General features: G+C 70.6%; 18 protein-coding genes and 1 tRNA gene. 8 read left to right on the forward strand and 11 right to left on the reverse strand.

The window, feature by feature from the left end:
• Positions 1 to 12 precede the first annotated feature (12 nt).
• Positions 13 to 738, forward strand: coding sequence for a response regulator transcription factor (locus tag C1729_RS08410; protein ID WP_102509546.1), 726 nt, complete (start codon positions 13 to 15; stop codon positions 736 to 738).
• Positions 735 to 1631, forward strand: coding sequence for an alpha/beta fold hydrolase (locus C1729_RS08415; protein WP_102509547.1), 897 nt, complete (start codon positions 735 to 737; stop codon positions 1629 to 1631). The genes C1729_RS08410 and C1729_RS08415 overlap by 4 nt, the downstream gene beginning before the upstream one ends.
• A 30-nt stretch (positions 1632 to 1661) precedes the next feature.
• Here C1729_RS08415 and nth read toward each other — a convergent pair whose 3' ends face one another.
• Positions 1662 to 2390, reverse strand: coding sequence for an endonuclease III (nth, locus tag C1729_RS08420; protein ID WP_102509548.1), 729 nt, complete (start codon positions 2388 to 2390; stop codon positions 1662 to 1664).
• 107 nt (positions 2391 to 2497) lie between these two features.
• Between nth and C1729_RS08425 the strand changes: the two genes are divergently transcribed.
• The gene (locus tag C1729_RS08425) at positions 2498 to 2899 is read left to right on the forward strand and encodes a hypothetical protein (protein ID WP_102509549.1); all 402 of its coding nucleotides are present in this window, start codon (positions 2498 to 2500) and stop codon (positions 2897 to 2899) included.
• Between the two features lie 52 nt (positions 2900 to 2951).
• Entirely contained in the window at positions 2952 to 3629 is a 678-nt protein-coding gene (locus C1729_RS08430) for a Crp/Fnr family transcriptional regulator (RefSeq protein WP_102509550.1), read from the forward strand.
• 90 nt (positions 3630 to 3719) lie between these two features.
• On the opposite strand, the gene C1729_RS08435 is transcribed toward C1729_RS08430, so the two are convergent.
• Together C1729_RS08435 and sp36 are read right to left on the reverse strand one after the other, a co-directional pair.
• A complete protein-coding gene (locus C1729_RS08435) occupies positions 3720 to 4193 on the reverse strand; it encodes a RidA family protein (protein ID WP_102509551.1) in 474 nt (157 codons plus the stop codon).
• Positions 4190 to 4357 (reverse strand): Sp36 family protein, encoded by a 168-nt coding sequence (gene sp36, locus C1729_RS08440; RefSeq protein ID WP_102510598.1) that lies wholly within the window; start codon positions 4355 to 4357, stop codon positions 4190 to 4192. The genes C1729_RS08435 and sp36 overlap by 4 nt, the downstream gene beginning before the upstream one ends.
• Before the next feature lie 140 nt (positions 4358 to 4497).
• Here sp36 and C1729_RS08445 point away from each other — a divergent pair, with 140 nt between their 5' ends.
• The 3 genes from C1729_RS08445 (at position 4498) to C1729_RS08455 (ending at position 8034) form a co-directional block, all read left to right on the forward strand.
• Entirely contained in the window at positions 4498 to 6945 is a 2448-nt protein-coding gene (locus tag C1729_RS08445; protein WP_102509552.1) for a transglycosylase domain-containing protein, read from the forward strand.
• Positions 6938 to 7864: a metallophosphoesterase gene (locus C1729_RS08450; protein ID WP_102509553.1), complete on the forward strand. Its 927-nt coding sequence runs from the start codon at positions 6938 to 6940 to the stop codon at positions 7862 to 7864. The genes C1729_RS08445 and C1729_RS08450 overlap by 8 nt, the downstream gene beginning before the upstream one ends.
• A gap of 93 nt (positions 7865 to 7957) precedes the next feature.
• Positions 7958 to 8034: transfer RNA gene (locus C1729_RS08455), tRNA-Pro, on the forward strand.
• 218 nt (positions 8035 to 8252) lie between these two features.
• Here the strand turns inward: C1729_RS08455 and C1729_RS08460 are convergent.
• From C1729_RS08460 to C1729_RS08490, 7 genes are all read right to left on the reverse strand, one after another.
• Positions 8253 to 10481 (reverse strand): exo-beta-d-1,3/1,6-glucosidase, encoded by a 2229-nt coding sequence (locus C1729_RS08460; RefSeq protein ID WP_102509554.1) that lies wholly within the window; start codon positions 10479 to 10481, stop codon positions 8253 to 8255.
• A 2-nt stretch (positions 10482 to 10483) separates the two neighbouring features.
• Positions 10484 to 11458 (reverse strand): ABC transporter permease, encoded by a 975-nt coding sequence (locus C1729_RS08465; protein WP_102509555.1) that lies wholly within the window; start codon positions 11456 to 11458, stop codon positions 10484 to 10486.
• A gap of 3 nt (positions 11459 to 11461) precedes the next feature.
• Positions 11462 to 12523, reverse strand: a complete 1062-nt coding sequence (locus tag C1729_RS08470; RefSeq protein ID WP_102509556.1) for an ABC transporter permease — start codon at positions 12521 to 12523, stop codon at positions 11462 to 11464.
• On the reverse strand, positions 12520 to 13320 hold the full coding sequence (locus tag C1729_RS08475; protein ID WP_102509557.1) for an ABC transporter ATP-binding protein: 801 nt from the start codon (positions 13318 to 13320) through the stop codon (positions 12520 to 12522). The genes C1729_RS08470 and C1729_RS08475 overlap by 4 nt, the downstream gene beginning before the upstream one ends.
• Positions 13317 to 14138: an ABC transporter ATP-binding protein gene (locus C1729_RS08480; protein ID WP_102509558.1), complete on the reverse strand. Its 822-nt coding sequence runs from the start codon at positions 14136 to 14138 to the stop codon at positions 13317 to 13319. The genes C1729_RS08475 and C1729_RS08480 overlap by 4 nt, the downstream gene beginning before the upstream one ends.
• 92 nt (positions 14139 to 14230) lie before the next feature.
• Positions 14231 to 15916, reverse strand: coding sequence for an ABC transporter substrate-binding protein (locus C1729_RS08485; RefSeq protein ID WP_242493765.1), 1686 nt, complete (start codon positions 15914 to 15916; stop codon positions 14231 to 14233).
• A 592-nt stretch (positions 15917 to 16508) separates the two neighbouring features.
• Positions 16509 to 17588: a 3-deoxy-7-phosphoheptulonate synthase gene (locus C1729_RS08490; protein WP_102509560.1), complete on the reverse strand. Its 1080-nt coding sequence runs from the start codon at positions 17586 to 17588 to the stop codon at positions 16509 to 16511.
• Between the two features lie 449 nt (positions 17589 to 18037).
• Here C1729_RS08490 and C1729_RS08495 point away from each other — a divergent pair, with 449 nt between their 5' ends.
• Entirely contained in the window at positions 18038 to 19279 is a 1242-nt protein-coding gene (locus C1729_RS08495) for a methyl-accepting chemotaxis protein (protein WP_102509561.1), read from the forward strand.
• 109 nt (positions 19280 to 19388) lie between these two features.
• Here the strand turns inward: C1729_RS08495 and C1729_RS08500 are convergent, their stop codons facing one another.
• Complete coding sequence (locus C1729_RS08500; RefSeq protein ID WP_102509562.1) at positions 19389 to 20069, reverse strand: hypothetical protein; 681 nt, start codon at positions 20067 to 20069, stop codon at positions 19389 to 19391.
• Between the last annotated feature and the right edge of the window lie 119 nt (positions 20070 to 20188).

Below are 20188 nucleotides of genomic sequence, written 5' to 3' on the forward strand. Positions count from 1 at the left end.
GGGAGGACGTCGATGGACCTTCTGCTGCTCACCTCGTCCGCGGAGGCGTCGTCGCAGGTGCTTCCCGCACTCGGTCTCCTCGGTCACCGCGTGCACGTCGCGCCGCCCGAGCCGTCGGCGCTCCTCGCCACGCAGGACGCGGACGTCGTGCTGCTCGACGCGCGCCGCGACCTCGCAGGCGCACGCAGCATGTGCAGGGTCGTCGCGGCGGCGGAGCTCGACGTGCCGCTCGTGCTCGTGCTGTCCGAGGGTGGGCTCACCGTCGTCACGGCCGAGTGGGGCGCGACCGACCTGCTCCTCGAGCAGGCGTCACCCGCCGAGGTCGAGGCGCGGCTGCGGCTCGCGGTCGAGCGTTCGCGTGCGAGCGGCGCCTCCGGCCCGGACTCGGAGGAAATCTCGTCGGGCGACCTCGTCATCGACCCGAGCGGGTACACCGTCAAGGTGCGCGGCGAGCCGATCGACCTCACGTACAAGGAGTTCGAGCTCCTCAAGTGCCTCGGCGCGCACCCGGGCCGTGTCTTCACGCGGGCGCAACTCCTCCAGGAGGTCTGGGGCTACGACTACTACGGTGGCACGCGGACGGTCGACGTCCACGTGCGGCGCCTGCGCGCGAAGCTCGGCCCTGAGCACGAGCAGCTCATCGGCACCGTCCGCAACGTCGGCTACCGCTTCGACCCGCCCTCCTCACGTCGCGCCCAGGCCCCGGCCGACCCCGCCCCGCACGAAGGACCGCAGTGAACGCCGACTTCTCCACCGTCCTCATCGACGGGCCGTGGCGCCACGGCTTCGTCTCGGCCAACGGCACCCGCTTCCACGTCGCGGAGGCCGGGCCCGAGGACGGTCCGCTCGTCGTCCTCCTCCACTCGTTCCCGCAGTTCTGGTGGACGTGGCGCCACCAGCTCGAGGCGCTCGGTGCGGCCGGGTACCGGGCGGTCGCGCTCGACCTGCGCGGCACGGGAGCGTCCGACAAGCCGCCGCTCGGCTACGACGTGCTCACGCGCACGCGCGACGTCGCGGGGGTCGTGCGCTCGCTCGGGGCGTCGTCGGCGACGGTCGTCGGGCACGGGCTCGGAGCGCACGTCGCGTGGTCGATGCCGAGCCTGCAGCCTGCGGTGACGGAGTCCGTCGTCGCGCTCGCGTGCCCGCACCCGGCGCGCATGCACCGGCGCCTGCGCGCCGTGCTCACGCCACGCGTCGCGCGGTACCTCGCGCTCGTCCAGTTGCCGTCCGTGCCGGAGCGCCAGCTGCGCGACGGTCTGGCGGGCCGGATCGTCGCCGACGGCTCGGTGGTCGCTCGGAGCAGCGACGAGCTCGCGACGTACGACTCGGCGATGCAGGTGCCGTTCGCGGCCCACAACGCGCTCGAGCCCCTGCGCTGGATCGTGCGGTCCGCGCCGCGGATCGACGGACGGCGGTTCCTCTCGGTCGTGCGGCGTCCGATCGCGGTGCCGACGATGCTCGTCCACGGCGCGCAGGACCCGTTCCTGCGCGCGGACGGCATCGAGCTCGACGCTGCCGCGCTGTGCCGCGACTTCCGCTTCGAGATGATCGACGGCGTCGGGCACTTCCCGCACGAGGAGGCTCCCGAGCGGGTCACGGCGCTGCTCCTCGAGCACCTCGGCCGCCTGTAGCGGCCCCGTTCCGGGACCTGCGGTGCCGGGTCAGGCGTCCGGGTCGACGATCTCGCCGCGGACGAGCGTCCGCGCGACGTCAGGGTCGGACTCGCCGACGCCTGCCGACGGGCACCAGCGCGCGACCGCGCACGCGCCGCACGCGGGGCGCCGGGCGTGGCACACGCGCCGCCCGTGGAAGATGAGCCGGTGCGAGACGAGCGTGAGGTCCTTGCGCTCGAAGAGCGAACCGATGGCCGTCTCGGCCTTCACGGGGTCCTCCTCGTCGGTCCAGCCGAGCCGGCGCGCGAGCCTGCCGAGGTGCGTGTCGACCGTGAGTCCCGGCACGCCGAACGCGTCTCCGAGCACGACGTTCGCCGTCTTGCGGCCCACCCCGGGGAGCGCGACGAGGTCCTCGAGACGCGCTGGCACCTCACCGTCGTGCCGTTCGACGAGCGCCTGACCGATGCCGACGAGGGAGCGCGCCTTAGCGCGCTGGAAGCCGGTCGGTCGGATGATCTCCTCGACGTCGGTCACGTCGGCCTGCGCGTACGCGAGAGCGTCGGGGTACGCCGCGAAGAGCTCGGGCGTCACCTGGTTGACGCGGACGTCCGTCGACTGCGCGGACAAGACCGTCGCAACGAGCAGCTCGAGCGGCGTCGTGAAGTCGAGCTCGCAGCGTGCGTCGGGGTGCACGACGCCGAGGACGCGCACGATCCGACGGGCTCGGCGCACGAGCGCGGTGCGCGAGACGTCCGGGCCGATCGCAGGTGGTCGCATGCCGGAATCCTAGGTGTCGTCGGGGCGGAACCCTCAAGGCGCGGGCCCTGCCGGCCGATGAACGTCCCGTAGCACCCCGACGAGACGACGAAGGCTGAGGCGCCGCAGTGAGCACCCGACCGCTCCTGGACGACACGGAGTCCCTCCGGGCGCGCCGTCGTGCGCTCCGGGCGGAGATGAACCGCGTCCAGCACTGGCGTCGGCTCCTGCGCGCCCGCATCGACCTCTCGGTGTCGGCGGCGCTCATCCCCGACCGGCTGGGGCTCGTCGCGTCGGGCGCGCTCTCGGACGTCGCGCCGCCCGACCACGTCCGCATGACGACGCTCGTGCGCGGCGACCTGTCGGCGTCCGCGGTGCTCGACATCGAGGAACTGCGTGACCTCGAGAGCGACGTGCAGGAGTACGGTCGTCGGGTGCGCTCGGAGCTCGAGCGTGTCACCGAGCAGCTCGTGCAGCGACTCACCGACGACCTCGCGAGAGCCCCTGGGCGCCTGTCGCCATTGTTCTGAGGCATGATGGTGTGTGTTGGGGCACACAACACCGACCCGATGGGACAGAACCGTGGACGACGCCGTCATCCTCTCCGCTCCCCTCTTCGCGGGACTTGACCCGCAGGAGGCGCAGCCGCTTCTCGACGCACTCACCCCTGTCCACCTCACGCGCGGCGAGACGCTGTTCAACGAGGGTGAACGTGGCGACAGGCTCTATGTCATCTCCGACGGCAAGGTGAAGCTCGGCCGGCGCTCGTCGGACGGCCGCGAGAACCTCATGGCCGTCCTCGGCCCGGGCGAGATGTTCGGTGAACTCTCGCTGTTCGACCCGGGGCCCCGCACGCTCACGGCGACGGCCGTCGCGGATACGACGCTCCAGGAGCTCTCGCACGCGGACCTCGTCCGCTGGCTGCAGACGCACCCGGGCATGTCGAAGTTCCTCCTCGGTGCGCTCGCGCGTCGTCTGCGTCGCACGAACGAGAACCTTGCGGACCTCGTGTTCTCCGACGTCCCGGGGCGTGTCGCGAAGGCGCTTCTCGACCTCTCGACGCGGTTCGGTCACCCGACGGACGACGGCATCCGTGTCGCGCATGACCTCACGCAGGAGGAACTTGCGCAGCTCGTCGGCGCGTCGCGCGAGACGGTCAACAAGGCGCTCGCCGACTTCGCGGCGCGCGGCTGGGTGCGTCGTGAGGGCCGTGCGGTCGTGCTACTCGATATCGCGCGGCTCGAGCGCCGCGCGCGCTGATCCCCGCCGGCTCGCCGACGCGAGCCCGTTCGTCCGGGAGGGCGCCCACCTCGAGGTGGGCGCCCTCCCGTCGGGAGGTGCGCGCGGGGGTCAGGCGACCTCGACGACGAGCTCGACCTCGACGGGCGAGTCGAGCGGCAGGACCGCGACCCCGACCGCGGAACGCGCGTGGACGCCCGCGTCGCCGAGCAGCTCACCGAGGAACGTGCTCGCACCGTTGATGACGGCGGGCTGCCCCGTGAAGTCCGGGCGCGACGCGACGAACCCGACGACCTTGACGACCCGCACGATGCTGTCGAGGTCGCCGACGAGGTCCGCGACCGCCGCGAGCGCGTTGAGCGCAGCCGTGCGCGCGAGGCCCGCAGCGACGTCGGGCGCGACGTCACCCTCCTCGGTGCCGACCTTGCCCGTCACGGAGAGCGCCCCGTCGACGAACGGCAGCTGGCCCGACGTGTGGACGAGGTTCCCCGTCCGCACCGCGGGCACGTACGCCGCGACCGGCGCCGCGACCGGAGGCAGGTCGAGGCCGAGCTCGGCGAGGCGCGCGAGGACGCGCCCGCTCACTTCTCGCCCGTCGGACGCTTGAAGTACGCGACGACGTTCTCGTTGCCCGCAGGCCCGGGGACGATCTGGACGAGCTCCCAGCCGTCCGAGCCCCAGTTGTCGAGGATCGCCTTCGTCGCGTGGATGAGGACAGGAACGGTTGCGTACTCCCACGTGGTGACCATGCGAGGAGCGTAGCCCGCACCCGCCCGACGGTCACGGGCTGACGGCCAGCGTCCACCGTGAGGCACCGCACGGGCGTCGTGCACACGATCCTCACCGTCCCGGCCGGGTCCTCCCAGCCAGGACGACTACCCTGGGAAGCATGTCTGCCACGCGCCCTGCCGCCCGTCAGGTCACCGTCCTCCAGGCTCTTGGTCTTCTCGTGACGTTCGTGCTCCTCGCCGGGGTCGGCGGCCTGCTCACTGCTGGCCTCGTCCTGCCCGCCGCCGCGGGCGCGAGCGCGATGACGAACACCGCGACGAAGCTCTTCGACGAGCTGCCCACGGAGCTCGAGCCTGGTGAACCGTCCCAGGCGTCGCACATCTACGCGGCGAACGGCAAGCTGCTCGCGACGTTCTACGCGGAGAACCGCACGGTCGTCGACCTCGACGAGATCTCCATGGCCATGCAGAACGCCGTCATCGCGATCGAGGACAAGCGCTTCTTCGCCCACGGCGGCGTCGACGTCGAGGGCATGGCGCGTGCGCTCGTCCTCAACGCGACGACGGGCAGCAAGCAGGGCGCGTCGACACTCACGCAGCAGTACGTCAAGAACGTGCTCATCGAGGAGGCGAACCGTCAGGGTGACAAGCTCGGCGTCGCGGCCGCGCGCGAGGGCACGAACGAGCGCAAGCTCCGGGAGGCGAAGCTCGCGATCGCGATCGAGGACCGCATGTCGAAGCTCGAGATCCTCGAGGCGTACCTCAACATCGCCCAGTTCGGCGTCTCCGTCTACGGCGTCGAGGCCGCCGCGAGCTACTACTTCGGCACGTCGGCCGCGGAGCTCACGCCCGTCCAGGCCGCGACGATCGCCGGCATCACGAAGGCGCCCGCGAAGTACGACCCGGAGCGCAACCCGGAGAACGCCGAGGCCCGCCGCAACATCGTGCTCCGCGAGATGTACACGCAGGGCTACATCACGAAGGCCGAGTACGACGAGGCCCGCGCGCTGAAGATCGCAGACACCCTGAAGATCACGCCGACGAAGCGCAACTGCGAGGCCGCGGGCGGTGCCGCGTACTTCTGCGACTACGTCACGAAGGTCATCCTCAGCAACGAGGCGTTCGGCACGACGCAGTCCGAGCGCGACGACCTCCTCTACCGCGGCGGGCTCGAGATCCACACGACGATCGACCTCGACCTCCAGAAGATCGCCAACAAGGAGCTGCGCAACACGATCCCGACGAAGGACGCCTCGGGCCTCGGCACCGCGATGTCCGTCGTCGAGCCCGGCACGGGCAAGATCCTCGCGATGGCGCAGAACCGCACGTACGTCGCCGACCCGGAGGCCGTCGGCCCGGGCAAGACGTCCATCAACTACAACACCGACCAGAAGCACGGCGGCTCGCGCGGGTTCCAGGCGGGTTCGACGTTCAAGGCGTTCACGCTCACCGAGTGGCTGCGTGAGGGGAAGCCCCTCAACGCGTCCGTGAGCGCGACGAAGACGATGTGGCCGGGCTCGACGTGGCGGGCGTCGTGCATCGACAACTACCGCTACGTCGGTGAGTACGGCCCGGGCAACTCCGACGGTCGCGCGAGCGGGCAGACGAGCGTTCTGCGCGCGACCGCGTTCTCCGTCAACACGGCGTTCGTCGCGATGGAGGGTCAGCTCGACCTGTGCGGCGTCGCCGACTCGGCGTACCTCGCCGGATTCCGTCCGTCGCTCGCTCTCGAGCGCGACGACCCGCCGTCGGACGACAACGGCGTCGAGGTCACCCCGTCGATGACGCTCGGCACGCAGAACACGTCGCCGCTCGCCATGGCGAACGCGTACGCGACGTTCGCGTCGGGCGGCACGTACTGCGACCCGGTCGCGATCACGCAGATCCTCACGGCCTCGGGCGAGGAGCTTCCCGTGCCGCAGGCGAACTGCCGCACGACGCTCGACGCCGAGGTTGCCCACGGCGTCACGTACGCGCTGCAGAAGGTCCTCACCGAGGGTGGCGCGACGCGCGCACGTCTCGCGGGCGGTCGCGTCGCCGCCGGCAAGACGGGGACGGCCCAGCTCAACCGTCACACGTGGTTCATCGGCTACACGCCGCAGCTCGCGACCGCCGTGTGGATCGGCAACCCGGACCGTGACACGTCGATGCAGTACATCCGCATCAATGGTGTGCCGTACTCGTACGTCTACGGCTCGACGCTCGCCGCGCCGACGTGGAAGCGGTTCATGGACCAGGCCCTCGAGGGCAAGCCGAACGTCGCCTTCCCGGACCCGACGACGAAGACGATCCACGGGGAACGCGTGCCGGTCCCGTGGGTCGGCGGGCGCTCGGTCGCGGACGCGACGAAGATCCTCAACGAGGCCGGGTTCTCTGTCGTCGTCAACCCGGCGCAGGTGCCGTCGTCCTACCCGCGCGGCACCGTCGCGAACACGAACCCATCCGGCACGACGACCGCGGGCTCGACGATCACCCTCAACATCTCGAGCGGCGAGCCTGTGCGGACCGACAACGAGGACGACCGGGACGACGAGAAGGACAAGAAGAAGGACAAGAAGAAGGAACGACGTTCGCGGCCGGGCCGAGGGAATGCCGACACCGATGACTGAGCTGCGCAAGGCCGTCGGGCTCACAGCCCTCGCGGGGGCGGGCGCGCTCGCCTGGGCCCGGCTCGAGGCCGAGGCGTTCACCGTGCGGCACGTCACTGTGCCCGTCCTGCCGCCGGGGTCGTCGCCGCTGCGGGTGCTGCACGCATCCGACCTTCACCTCACGCCGTCGCAGCAGCGCAAAATCGCGTGGGTCCGGGCGCTCGCGGAGCTCGAGCCGGACCTCGTCGTCACGACGGGCGACAACTTCGCACACGTCGACGCGCTCGAGCCGCTCATGGTCGCGCTCGGGCCGCTCACGGCCTTCCCGGGTGTCTTCGTCATGGGGTCGAACGACTACTTCTCGCCGCTCGCGAAGAACCCGGCACGCTACCTCATGCCGTCGTCGCGTCGGCCTCAGACCGAGGTCGCGCGGGAGCCGGACCTGCCGACCGCGGCGTTCGCAGCGCGCCTCACGGACGCGGGCTGGCTGGATCTCGACAACGCGCGGGCGCGCCTGCACGTGGGCGGACTCGACGTCGCGTTCGTGGGGCTCGACGACCCGCACATCGCACGGGACCGCCTGCCGGCCCCGGACGCGGCCGTGACCGACGGCGCCGACCTGCGCCTCGGGGTCGTCCACGCACCGTACGTACGTGCGCTCGACGCCCTGCGCGCCGACGGCGCCGAGGCGATCATCGCGGGGCACACGCACGGCGGGCAGCTGTGCCTCCCGGGCTTCGGGGCGCTCGTGACGAACTGCGACCTCGACCGGGGTCGCGCAAGCGGTCTGCACGGCTGGCCGGGCCCTCGCCCGGACGAGTTCGGCGGGCACGACTCGGCGTGGCTGCACGTGTCGAACGGCGTGGGGACGAGCCCCTACACGCCGTTCCGGTTTGCGTGCCGGCCGTCGGCGACGCTCCTGACGTTCGTCGCGCGGTGAGGTCGCCGGTTCGTCAACCGCAGGATTCCGCCGGTTTCGTGTTGGGGCACTGCGTCCGATAGCATAGGCGAGGTTCGTTCACGGACGGACCACCGGGGTGTGGCGCAGCTTGGTAGCGCGCTTCGTTCGGGACGAAGAGGTCGCAGGTTCAAATCCTGTCACCCCGACCACCAGAGAGACCCTCCGACCAGCGGAAACGCTGAGGTCGGAGGGTCTTTTGCTCTCCCCAGCGGGTGCAGCACGCGCAGCGTGCCGGTCGAGCGCAGCCCGCACCTCCCCGACTCGTAGGCCCCCGACACACTCCGACGGTGCTCCAGCACGACGAGTCGGACACAGCAAGGCCCTCCCGCCAGCCGCGGGTGCTGGGGGGAGGGCCTTGGCGTGGGTGCTACTTCACCGTGAAGCCGGCGCGCAGCAGCACCTCGTCACGGGACGACGGGCCGACGAGCAGCTCGAACGCGCCCGGCTCGACGATCCGTCGACCGTCGGCGTCGACGATCGTGCACGCCGACGCGGGGATCTCGAGCTCGACGACGACGGACTCTCCCGGAGCGACCGACACCTGGCGGTAGCCCTTGAGCTCCTTGTCCGCCCAGCTCACTGACGTCACGACGTCGGACACGTACACCTGGACCGTCTCGAGCGACGGCCGCGCGCCGGTGTTCGTGAGCGTCACGCGTGCGCGCACGTGGTCGGCCGCGGACACCACGGGCGTCTCGACGACGAGGTCGGAGTACTCGACCGTCGTGTAGGAGAGTCCCTCGCCGAACGCCCACGCGGGCGACTGCGTGAGGTCCGCGTACCGGTCGCCGTGCTGGCCACGGATCTGGTTGTAGTACGTCGGCTGCTGCCCGACGTGCCGCGCGAACGTGATCGGCAGGCGACCCGACGGCTCGGTGAGACCGTAGACGATCTCGGCGAGCGCACGCCCGCCCTGCATGCCCGGGCTCGCCGCCCACACGACCGCAGCCGCGTCCGCGACCGACGGCGGCAGGACGAGCGGCTTGCTCGCGAGGAGCACGACGACGACGGGCTTGCCCGTCGCGATGACCGCGTCGAGCAGCGCGACCTGACCTCCGATGGGCTCGAGCGTCGCCGTCGAGCGGCCCTCACCGACGAGCTCGATGCGGTCGCCGACGACCGCGACGACGACGTCGGACGCCTCGGCCGCAGCGACAGCCGCGGCGAGTTCCGCCTCGTCGACCGGCGCGGACGCGACGACCGGCGGACGCGGCTGCCCGTCGGGGAACGTCTCGCCCGCAGGGTTGGTGACGAGCTCGAGGATGTCCGCGCCCCGGACGTACGTCACGTCGGAGCCCTCGGGGGCGAGCGCCCGCAGCCCGTCGAGGACGGTCGTGATCATCTCGCGCGGGTGGCCGTCGGGCAGCCAGTCGACCTGCCCCGACGACCCGGCCCAATCTCCGAGCTGCGTCTGCGCGTCGTCAGCGAGGGGGCCGACGACGGCGATGCGGGCGGGCACGTCCGCGGCGAGCGGGAGCGTGCCGTCGTTCTCGAGGAGCACGAGCGACCTGCGCGCGACCTCGAGATTGAGGTCCGCGTGCGAGCCGATGACGGCCTCGATGCGCTCGTCGGACGGGCGCCGCGGGTTCTCGAACAGCCCGAGCTCGAACTTCAGCGTGAGGATGCGCGCGACGGCCGCGTCAAGGTCCTTCTCCTCGAGCAGGCCCTGCGCGATCGCGTCGAGCGCCCCCTCGTAGAAGCCGGGCGTCGTCATCACCATGTCGTTGCCGGCCTTGACCGCGGCCGCAGCCGCGTGCATGAGGTCGGGCTGGACCTTCTGCTCCCACACCATGCGGCCGACGTTGTCCCAGTCGGTGATGAGCATGCCGGTGTAGTCCCACTCGCCGCGCAGGACGTCGGTGAGCAGCCAGTCGTTCACCGTGATCGGCACGCCGTCCGTCGTCTGGTAGCCGAGCATGAACGTCCGGCAGCCCTCGCGGGCGACCCGCTCGAACGGCGGCAGGAACCACGAGCGCAGCTTGCGGCGCGAGATGTCGGCCTCGGACGCGTCGCGCCCGCCCTGCGTCTCGGAGTAGCCGGCGAAGTGCTTGGCAGTCGCGAGGATCGCGGTCTCGTCGGTGAGGCCCTCGCCCTGGTAGCCGCGGACCATCGCGGACGCGAGCTCGCCGATGAGGAACGGGTCCTCACCGAAGGTCTCGTCGACACGGCCCCAGCGCAGGTCACGGGCGATGCACAGCACGGGTGAGAACGTCCAGTGCATGCCGGTGGCTGCGGCCTCGACGGCCGTCGCGCGCGCCATGCGCTCGATGAGCTCCGCGTCCCAGGACGCAGCCATGCCGAGCTGCGTCGGGTAGATCGTCGCGCCCTCGTAGAACGAGTGCCCGTGGATGACGTCCTCGCCGACGAGCAGCGGGATCCTCAGCCGCGTCCGTGCCGTGAGGTCGTGCGCCTCACGGACGCGTTCGGGCGAGGTGTGGAGGATCGAGCCGACGTGCTTGTCGAGGATGTGCTCCTGCACGCCGTCGCGGGCGTCGAGCTGCATCATCTGGCCGACCTTCTCCTCGACGGTCATGCGGTCCAGGAGGTCGGCGACACGGTCAGCGACCGGAAGCTCGGGATTGAGGTAGGGATCCATGGTCACTGGTTCTCCATCGAGGGCTGGTGGGCGCGGACGACGGTCACAGCGTTGGTGACGTCGAGCCCCTTCTTCTTCATGGCGCGGGCACGCTCGCCCGCCGACCGCAGACGCGGGTTGACGTACTCGTCGATGCCGAAGTTCAGCAGCGCAAGTGCGACGCCGATCGCGGCGATGCACAGGCCCGGCGGCAGGTACCACCACCACTGGTTCTGGACGAACGCTCCCTGGGCCGACGCCCAGTTGAGGATCGTGCCCCAGTTGTAGGCGTTCACCGGGATGACGCCGATGTACGAGAGGGTCGTGAGGCCGAGGATGGCCGCCGTGACCGAGCCGACGAACGACGAGGCGATGATCGCCATGAGGTTCGGCAGCATCTCGACGCCGATGATCCGGTGGAGCCGCTCACCGTTGAGCTTCGCCGCCTGGACGAAGTCACGGTTGCGCAGCGACATCGTCTGCGCCCGCAGGACGCGTGCACCCCACCCCCAGCCGAGGAGTCCGAGGACTGCGGCGATGAGCCACAACGGCGGGTTGGTGAACTGCGAGGCGATGATGATGAGGATGGGGATGCCGGGGATGACGAGGAAGACGTTCGCAAGGGCGGAGAGCGCCTCGGACCGCCAGCCCGAGAGATAGCCGGCGAGGACGCCGACGACAATCGCGATGGTCATCGCGATGAGCGCGGTGAGCGCCCCGACGATGACGACACCGCGCGTGCCATAGATGACCTGGCTGAGGACGTCCTCGCCGAGGTGCGTCGTGCCGAGCCAGTGCTCCGCCGACGGCGGCTGCAGGCGCGCCCGCGGGTTGATCTGGGTGGGCGAGAACGGCGCGAGCTGCTCGGCGAAGATCGCGACGAGGACGAACGCCATGAGGATCGAGAGTCCCGCGATCGACTTGCCGTTGCGGAACATCGCGAACGCCGCGCCGAACTTCGTGACGCGCTGACGAAGGTTGTGCTGGTTGCTGGACATCTCTCAGGCCTCCGACTGCCGGGTACGAGGGTCGAGGACCGCGTAGACGATGTCCGCGACGATGTTCGCGACGAGGACCGCGAGCACGATGACGAGGAAGCCGCCCTGCATGAGGGCGTAGTCCTTGGCGTTCGTCGCGTCGAGGAGCATCTTGCCGACGCCGGGGTAGGAGAAGACTTGCTCGACGATGATCGCGCCGCCGACGATGAAGCCGATCGACAGGGCGAACGACTGGATCTGCGGGAGGACCGCGTTCCGTGCGGCATAGCGCCACAGGACGCGACGGTTCGGCATGCCCTTGGCCTGCGCGACGGTGATGTAGTCCTCATCGAGGACCGTGAGCATCATGTTGCGCATGCCGAGTATCCACCCGCCGAGCGACGCGATGACGATCGTTGCGAGCGGCAGCGTGCCGTGCTCCATGACGTTGAGGATGAACTCGAGGTTGAAGCCTGGCTCCTGGCCGACGCCGTAGGCCTTGCCGATGGGGAACCAGCCGAGGCCGACGGAGAACACCGAGATCGCCATGAGGCCGATCCAGAAGTACGGGACCGTCGAGAGGAACGTCGTGATGGGGATGAGCACGTCGAGGCGCGAGCCTCGCTTCCAGCCGACGTACGCGCCGCCGATCGTGCCGATCGCGACCGCGGCGAGCGTCGCGAGGCCGATGAGCCCGACCGTCCAGGGCAGGGCGGTCGCGATGACGCCGCTCACGGGCTGGAGGCCGTGCGTGATCGACACGCCGAGGTCCCCGCGCAGGAGCATCCCGAAGTAGTCGACGTACTGCTCCCACATCGACTTGTCGGAGTCGAGGCCGAGGAGCGCCCGCAGGGCGTCCGCGGCCTCGGGCGAGATCTCGCGGTTGCGCGCGAGGTAGTTGTCGACGGCGTCGCCCTTCATCATGCGCGGCACGAAGAAGTTGATGGTGAGCGCCGCCCACAGCGTGAAGAGGTAGAAGCCGGCGCGCTGGCCGAGGAAGCGCCACGGGACCTTGGCACGCGCCCTGGCCGCCTGGGTCGCGGTGGTGCCCTGCGTGACGACCTCTGTCACGTCGGTCGTGGTCATGACGCACCTCCTGCGCGCGCAGCGAAGAAGCGCTCCGGATCGGGCGAGGCCCCACGGAGAGCGCGGGTGTAGGGGTCCTGCGGGCACAGGATGACGTCGTCGGCCGGACCGTGCTCGACGATGCGTCCCTGGTTGAGGACGATGATCTCGTCGGAGAAGTACCGCGCCGTCGCGAGGTCGTGGGTGATGTAGAGGACGCCGAGACCGTCCTCGCGGCGGATCTCGGCGAGCAGGTTGAGCACCCCCATGCGCAGCGAGACGTCGAGCATCGAGACGGGCTCGTCGGCGACGAGCAGCGTCGGCCGCGGTGCGAGCGCGCGTGCGATCGCGACGCGCTGACGCTGGCCGCCGGAGAGCTCGTGCGGACGGCGGTCGATGACGACCGACGGGTCGAGGTGGACCTTCTCGAGGAGGCGGTGCACCTCCGCCTCGACCTCGTCGGGAGGCACGACCCCGGACAGTGCGAGGGGACGTTCCACGTGGTGCCGGATCGAGTGGTACGGGTTGAGCGAGGCGAACGGGTCCTGGAAGACCATCCGCAGCTGCTGCCGGTAGGCGCGCAGCGCCTTCCCGCGCGTCGGGACGGGGGCACCGTCGAGCAGCACCTCGCCCTTGGTAGGCCGCTCCATCTGCGTGAGGATCTTCGCGACGGTCGACTTGCCGGAGCCGGACTGGCCGACCATGCCGATGCACTGCCCGGTCGTCAGCGTGAACGAGACGTCGGACAGCGCGTCGATCGCGCCAGCTCCACGCACACGGTAGGTCTTCGTGACGTTGCGGACCTCGAGGGTGCTCATTCGTTCACCTGCTTCTCGGCCGTCAGACGGGGGAAGGACGACAGGAGCTTGCGCGTGTACTCGTGCTGCGGGCGGAACCAGATGTTCTCGGCCGTGTCCTGCTCGACGATTTCGCCGTCCTTCATGATGGCGATGCGGTCGGAGATCTCGAGGAGCAGCGGCAGGTCGTGCGTGATGAAGACGACCGAGAAGCCGAAGGCCTCGCGCAGGCTCGTGATCTCGCGGAGGATCTCGCGCTGGACGAGCACGTCAAGCGCCGTCGTCGGCTCGTCCATGACGACGAGCTGAGGGCGCAGCGCGAGCGCCATGGCGATCATGATGCGCTGCCGCATGCCGCCGGAGAGCTCGTGCGGATAGCTCTTGAGTCGCTGGCCGCCGACCTTGACGATCTCGAGCAGCTCGACGACGGCGGCGGTGCGCTGCGCCTTCGACATCTGGGGGCGGTGCACCTCGAAGACGTCGGCGAGCTGGGCGCCGATCGTCGCGACCGGGTTGAGCGCGTTCATCGCCCCCTGGAACACCATGGAGACCTTGTCCCAGCGGAACTTCGTCATCGCGTCGGCCGAGAGGCCGAGGATGTCGACGTTCGTGCCGTCCGCGTCGTGCCAGACGACCGAGCCGCCAGGGATCGTCGCGGGGGGTCGCAGGAGCCGCTGGATGCCGTAGGCGAGCGTCGTCTTGCCGCACCCGGACTCGCCGGCGAGCCCGAGGATCTCACCGCGGTAGAGGGTGAGGGAGACGTTCTTCACCGCCTCGACGGGCGGCTCAACCTCGTACACGACGGAGAAGTCGCGTATCGAGAGCAGTGGTTCTTTCACGGGGGTCACCTTCCGGGGGTCGTCGTCCGCGCGACGGGCAGCGGGCCGGTGCGGCCGAGGGGCCACGCCGACCCGCTGCGTGTCATGGACCGTCAGGAGACGGGCTTGAGGTTCTGCAGGACCATGGTGATCTCGGCCTGGGTCGGGTCGGCCGAGGCGTACATGTTGTCCTCGGTCGGCCAGCCCGTGTAGCTGCGCTCGTTGAAGAGACCGATGAGCGGGTGCGCACCGAGCGGGATCGCCGGGATGTCCTTGACGAACGCCTTCTGGATCGTCGTCATCGCGGCGAGCCGTGCCTCGTCGCTGTCGGCGGTGGCGTAGGCCGCCAGCGCCTCGTCGACCGCCGGGTTGTCGTACCGGCCGAAGTTGAACTGGGCGGTGTTCTTGTCCTTGTCGATCCAGCGGGTGCCCATGATCGAGTCGTAGACGCCCCAGGCGCCCTCACCGTCGAGCCAGTGGATGATCGCGTCGAACGTGGCGGTCTGACGCGCCTCGTCCCAGCCGCCCCAGTCGGGCTGGTCGATGGTGACCTCGATGCCGAGCTGCTTGAGCTCCTCGGCGAGGAGCGCCTGCTCCGTGTTCCAGTCGGACCAGCCGGCCGGGACGGAGACGGAGAACGTCACCTTCTCGCCGTCGGGGTCGACGAGCGCCGTGCCGACGCCGGTGTACCCGGCGTCCGTGAGGATCGTCTTGGCCTTCTCGACGTCGACCGTGTAGACCTGCCCGGCGAACTCGTCGATGACGTCGTTCTGGAGCGACGGGCCGAGGCCCGTGACGGAGTCGACGACGGCGGAGGCACCCTCGCGGGCGATGTCGACGTATGCGGAGCGGTCGATCGTCCAGGCGAGCGCCTCGCGGAGCGCCGGGTTGTTGAACGGCTTGCGGGTGAGGTTGAGGAAGAGGGTCGCGGCGCCAGCCGTCGGGGTGATGAGCTGGCGGTTGGCGTCGTCGACCTTGAGGAACGACTCCTGGATCTGCGGGAGGAAGGCCTGGGCCCAGTCCGCCTCGCCCGTGGCGAGCGCGGTGGTGAGGGCCGCGTTGTCGCCGTAGGAGACGTAGTGGAGCTCGGGGACGGCGAGCTCGCCGCCCCACCAGTCAGGGTTGGCCTTGAGGGTGACGGCCTGCGTGGTCCACGAGGAGAGCTTGTACGGGCCGGTGCCGATGGCCTCGCCCTCGCCGGCGAGTGGGGTCGTCGACGGGTCGTCTATGTTGTCCCAAATGTGCTTGGGGACGATCGGGACGTGGAGGACGGAGCCGCGCTTGACGAACTTCGAGTCCTTGAACTTCAGGGTCGCGGTGCTGCCGTCGACGTCGGCGCCGAGGTAGTTGAGCGCGGCGGAGTCGGTGAGCCGTCCGTCGAGGTACATGTCGAACGTGCCGACGATGTCGTCGATGGTGAACGGCTTGCCGTCGTGCCACGTGACGCCCTCACGGGCGGTGACCGTGACCTCGGTGTAGTCGGCGTTCCACTCGACGCTCGAGGCGAGGCGCGGGGTGACGACCGTGTTGTCAGCCGTGTTGACGAGCGCCATCGTCTCGAACATCACCTGGCGGTAGCCGTACATCGAGGCCGAGGTGTCGCCGAGGAAGGGGTTGTGGGACTCGGTGGTGATGGCGCCGTCGGGCTTGGCGATGGTGAGGGCCTTGCCAGGCTTCGCCTGGCTGCCCGTGCCGGTGCCGCCCGTGGCCTTCTCACCGGTGTCGGCGCCGCCGCAACCGGTGAGAAGGAGAGCTGCTGCCGCGGCAAGGGCTGCCGCGGTCTTCATGGGTGACTTCATCGTCGCTCCTGTGGTGGATCGAGCCCCTCCGTCGGGGCCGTTGCCATGGTGGATGGCTTTAACTTACTGTCGAGAAAGTAAGACGGGAAGTCGACAGGGTCACAGTTCGGCAACGACGATGGGCGGCGCCGCCGCTGACGACCCCGAGGTTCGCGCTCCGCCCGACGACGAGAAGAGTTCCACCATGGCCACCCCGCCCGCCCGNCCCGTGGCCTCGGAGTTGTTTATAAGAGACAGGCCCCCCAGCACCATTCGACGGTGCTCCGCACCTACGAGTCGCAAACGAGCCCCGACTCGTAGGGCCCCAGCACCATCGAACAGTGCTCCGCACCTACGAGTCGCGGGGGCGCCGCCGAGCCGGGGACGCGAAAGGCCCGCCTCGCGCCGGAGCGCGAGGCGGGCCTCAGGGGGGGGGGCGCGGTCAACCGCGTCCCTCTCGACGCGACATCGCGAGCGATGCCGCCGTCCCGGTCGACCCGCCCCCTGCGTCGGGTCGCGCACGCGACGCCCCCATCATGCCCTATCCGCCCGTACCTCGCGAGACACCGTCCACGACGGCGCCGCCGACCGGGACGACGGCCTCGGCGGGACGTCAGCCCCCGACGGTGCGGCGCGCCCGGACGTCGGCTGCGAGCCCGCGGAGGAGCTCGGCGGTCGTGCCCCAGTCGAGGCACTCGTCGGTGACGGAGCGGCCGTAGACGAGGCCCGACGGTGCGGGCTTCTGCGCGCCGGCGACGATGAACGACTCCATCATCACGGCGGCGATCTCGTGGTTGCCGGCGGCGACGGACGCGCCGATCTCGCGGACGACCTCGGCCTGCCGCTCCCACGACTTGCCCGAGTTGCCGTGGGACGCGTCGATCATGAGGCGTCGGTCGAGGCCCGAGGCCTCCGCGACGTCGAGCGCGGCCGACACCGAAGCATCGTCGTAGTTGGGGCCGCCGCGGCCGCCGCGAAGGATGACGTGGCAGTCGGGGTTGCCCGCGGTCGCGACGGCGGCCGCGCGCCCCTGGGAGTCGATGCCGAAGAACGTGTGCTCGGCCGCCGCGGTGATGCAGCCGTCGACCGCGATCTTCACGTCGCCGTCGGTCGCGTTCTTGAAGCCCACGGGCATCGAGAGGCCCGACGCGAGCTGGCGGTGCACCTGCGACTCGGCGTTGCGGGCGCCGATCGCACCCCAGGTGACGGCATCCGCGATGAACTGGGGACTCGTCGGCTCGAGGAACTCGCACGCGGCGGGCACGCCCTCGTCGAGGACGCCGAGGAGAACTTCGCGTGCGAGGCGCAGGCCGCGGCGGATGTCGTGCGTGCCGTCGAGATCGGGGTCGTTGATGAGGCCCTTCCAGCCGACGGTCGTGCGCGGCTTCTCGAAGTACACGCGCATGACGACGCAGAGGTCCTTCTCGAGCTCGGGCACGAGCGCGGCGAGGCGCTGCGCGTAGTCGAGCGCGGCGTCGGCGTCGTGCACGGAGCAGGGGCCGACGACGACGACGAGCCGGTCGTCCTCGCCCGCGAGGACGCGTCGCACCTCGTCGCGCGACCGGGCGACGAGCTCGGCGGCCGCGCCGGTGAGCGGGAGGTCGGCGAGCATCTCGGCGGGTGCGGGCAGCGGGTCGAGCTCGCGGACGCGGAGGTCGCTCGTCGCGGGGGCGAGCGGGGTAGTGGCGGTCATGGGTGGTGCTCCTCGATGGGGTCTGGTCGACGGAGCCCCGTCGCCGCGGAAGCCGTCCGTCTCATGACGAAGGGCCCGGACGCGGTCGCGTCCAAGGCCCTGTGCTGGCTCCGGTGGGAAGGTTGTCGGTCAGGCGCACGCCCGCGAGGCCCCACCAGGAGCCTGCGTAAAGCGCCAATACCGACGGATCTGCATGTGACCGAGGCTAGCACAGGCCGTCTTGCCTGCCGAAAGGTGTGTCCACGCCTCGGGCGGAGACCCGCGCCCCGCGGCCGGGGCGCCGTGGCCCCGGCCCCGCACCGGGCAAAGCGCGGAAGCGTCACCTCATACCCGCGGGCCCGCTGCCGATGTGATGGTCGCCAGGCCGACCAGGCCGCCCGACCACCTCAGGGCTGCACGCTCGGCGAGCCCCCGACGCACGTCGTCACCGCCCTCGGAAGGCCGAGAACATGACACTCGCACCACGCCCCTCGTCGCAGCGGCAGCCCGCGGACCCGAGGAACTCCTCGATCCGGCGTCAGCTCACGGCGATCCTCGCGGGATCGATGACGCTCGCGCTCGTCGTCACGGTGGTGGCCATCATCTCGGTGCACCTGGTCGCCCGGTCGGTCGAGGGGGACGCAGGCATCGAGGCGCGTGGGCTGGCCACGACGGCGACCTGGGTGATCGTCGTGACCGTCATCGTCTGCGCGGCAGTGCAGTGGTTCCAGGCAACCTCCGTCGGACGGCGGCTCCGAGCGTCGGCCGCCGGGCTCAGCTCCTCGCTCGACGCGATGAGCCGCGGCGATCTCACGGTCGAGGCACCCGTCTACCTCCTCGACGAGCTGGGCCGTGCGGCCCGGGACCTCAATGCGGCGCGAGCGACGCTCACGGCCCTCATCACCGGGGTGAACGAGACGACGCAGACGCTCGGGGGCGCCGTGACGACCCTCGCCGGAACGAGCAACCTGGTCGCGTCGAGCGCGCAGGAGGCCTCGGCCCAGGCAGGCACGGTCGCGACGGCTGCGAACGAGGTGTCGCGCAACGTCGCCGCCGCCGCTGCGGGCGCCGAGCAGATGGGTGCGTCGATCCGCGAGATCGCCCAGAACGCCGCGAAGGCCGCTGAGGTCGCCCAGCACGCCACGGTCGTCGCGGGGTCGACGACCGAGACGATCACGCGCCTCGGCGGATCGAGCCAGGAGATCAGCGACGTCGTGCGGGCGATCACCGGCATCGCAGAGCAGACGAACCTTCTCGCGCTCAACGCAACCATCGAGGCGGCCCGCGCAGGCGAGGCGGGCAAGGGATTCGCGGTCGTGGCGAGCGAGGTGAAGGACCTCGCGCAGGAGACGGCACGGGCCACCGAGGACATCGCGCGGAAGGTCGGGGCGATCCAGGTGGACACGGCGCAGGCGGTGACGTCGATCGAGGAGATCTCCCAGATCATCGCGTCGATCAACGACTACCAGCTGACCATCGCGTCCGCCGTCGAGGAGCAGACCGCGACGACGAACGAGATGTCACGGTCCGTCGCAGAGGCGGCGATGCGGACGACCGAGATCGCCACGAACACCGACGGCATGGCTGCGACGGCGATGACGTCGAGCGACGCCGCACGCGACGCCACCGACGCTGTGACGGGGCTCTCCGATCTCAGCGATGCGCTCCGCAGCGAGCTCGCGCGGTTCGTCGTGACGAGCGACAACCGGTAGGTCTACGTGCCGGGCGTTCCGTCGTGGCCGGCGTGCGCAGCGCTCAGGCCGGGCGGGGCGCGGGGTCGCGCAGATCACCGTGGCAGCGCGGATTGCACCCAGCAGGAGGTCAGCAGCCCCACGCCTCGCCGGGCGCGAGGTCGGTCGTCGTCATGAGGAACAGCGACTGAGGGATCGTCAGGGTCTGCGTGCGGGTGATGCCGAGCGTCGTGACGTCGACGTCGATCGTCTCGATCCCCGACGCGACGCCCTCGCTGTAGTTGATGGAGCCGTCCGACGGTCCGCACGACCACATGGGTCGTACCTCGATCTTCACGCGCTCACCGGGCTCGAGCCGCAGCGAACGGACCGGCTCGCCCGTCGTCACCGTGCCGCCCTCGGGTGCGATCCGCGTGAGGAGGACACCGGCGCGACGCAGGTCGTGGATCTCCGCGGGCGCGTCCTTCGACGCGACGGTCACGGGGAACGGGCCCTCGTTGAAGATGTCCCACGCGTACGCGGTGTCGTCCGGCCCTGCCGGGTCCGTGGCGACGACGACGAGGTTCTCCGCGGGGAAGCGCGCAGTGTCCTCGTAGAGGTTGTTCCAGCGCATGCCGCCACGTTCGAGGCGTGGCGTCGTCACCCACCAGCCGGCGACGCCCAGGACCACCGGGAGGACGAGGAGCGTCGCGATGAGTGCGCGCGGGCCCCGACCGAGCGGCGACGACGACGTCCGTGCCGACGACGACGGCGCGGCGTCCGTCGCGCGGCCTTCGGGCAGTGTCACGACCGCGTCGCCTGATTCCGTCATGCCGGAATCCTCCCGGAGGTCGGGGGCGCCGTCAACGCCCCGGCCCGCTGCGGCGGCTGGCCTGCCCGCGCGCCCGCAACTTTGTGCCCTACCCGCGAGTCTGAACTTGCGGGTAGGGC

This window comes from Sanguibacter massiliensis, from assembly GCF_900240335.1.
Classification (GTDB): Bacteria; Actinomycetota; Actinomycetes; order Actinomycetales; family Cellulomonadaceae; genus Flavimobilis; species Flavimobilis massiliensis.

Bases quoted from the DNA above. Each gene is read 5' to 3' on its own strand.
- C1729_RS08490 (WP_102509560.1), bottom strand. From the start codon at position 17,588: ATGACCGCCACTACCCCGCTCGCCCCCGCGACGAGCGACCTCCGCGTC.
- C1729_RS08445 (WP_102509552.1), top strand. From the start codon at position 4,498: ATGTCTGCCACGCGCCCTGCCGCCCGTCAGGTCACCGTCCTCCAGGCT.
- C1729_RS08495 (WP_102509561.1), top strand. From the start codon at position 18,038: ATGACACTCGCACCACGCCCCTCGTCGCAGCGGCAGCCCGCGGACCCG.
- C1729_RS08450 (WP_102509553.1), top strand. From the start codon at position 6,938: ATGACTGAGCTGCGCAAGGCCGTCGGGCTCACAGCCCTCGCGGGGGCG.
- C1729_RS08460 (WP_102509554.1), bottom strand. From the start codon at position 10,481: ATGGATCCCTACCTCAATCCCGAGCTTCCGGTCGCTGACCGTGTCGCC.
- C1729_RS08470 (WP_102509556.1), bottom strand. From the start codon at position 12,523: ATGACCACGACCGACGTGACAGAGGTCGTCACGCAGGGCACCACCGCG.
- C1729_RS08475 (WP_102509557.1), bottom strand. From the start codon at position 13,320: ATGAGCACCCTCGAGGTCCGCAACGTCACGAAGACCTACCGTGTGCGT.
- C1729_RS08485 (WP_242493765.1), bottom strand. From the start codon at position 15,916: ATGAAGTCACCCATGAAGACCGCGGCAGCCCTTGCCGCGGCAGCAGCT.
- nth (WP_102509548.1), bottom strand. From the start codon at position 2,390: ATGCGACCACCTGCGATCGGCCCGGACGTCTCGCGCACCGCGCTCGTG.
- sp36 (WP_102510598.1), bottom strand. From the start codon at position 4,357: ATGGTCACCACGTGGGAGTACGCAACCGTTCCTGTCCTCATCCACGCG.
- C1729_RS08500 (WP_102509562.1), bottom strand. From the start codon at position 20,069: ATGACGGAATCAGGCGACGCGGTCGTGACACTGCCCGAAGGCCGCGCG.
- C1729_RS08465 (WP_102509555.1), bottom strand. From the start codon at position 11,458: ATGTCCAGCAACCAGCACAACCTTCGTCAGCGCGTCACGAAGTTCGGC.
- C1729_RS08410 (WP_102509546.1), top strand. From the start codon at position 13: ATGGACCTTCTGCTGCTCACCTCGTCCGCGGAGGCGTCGTCGCAGGTG.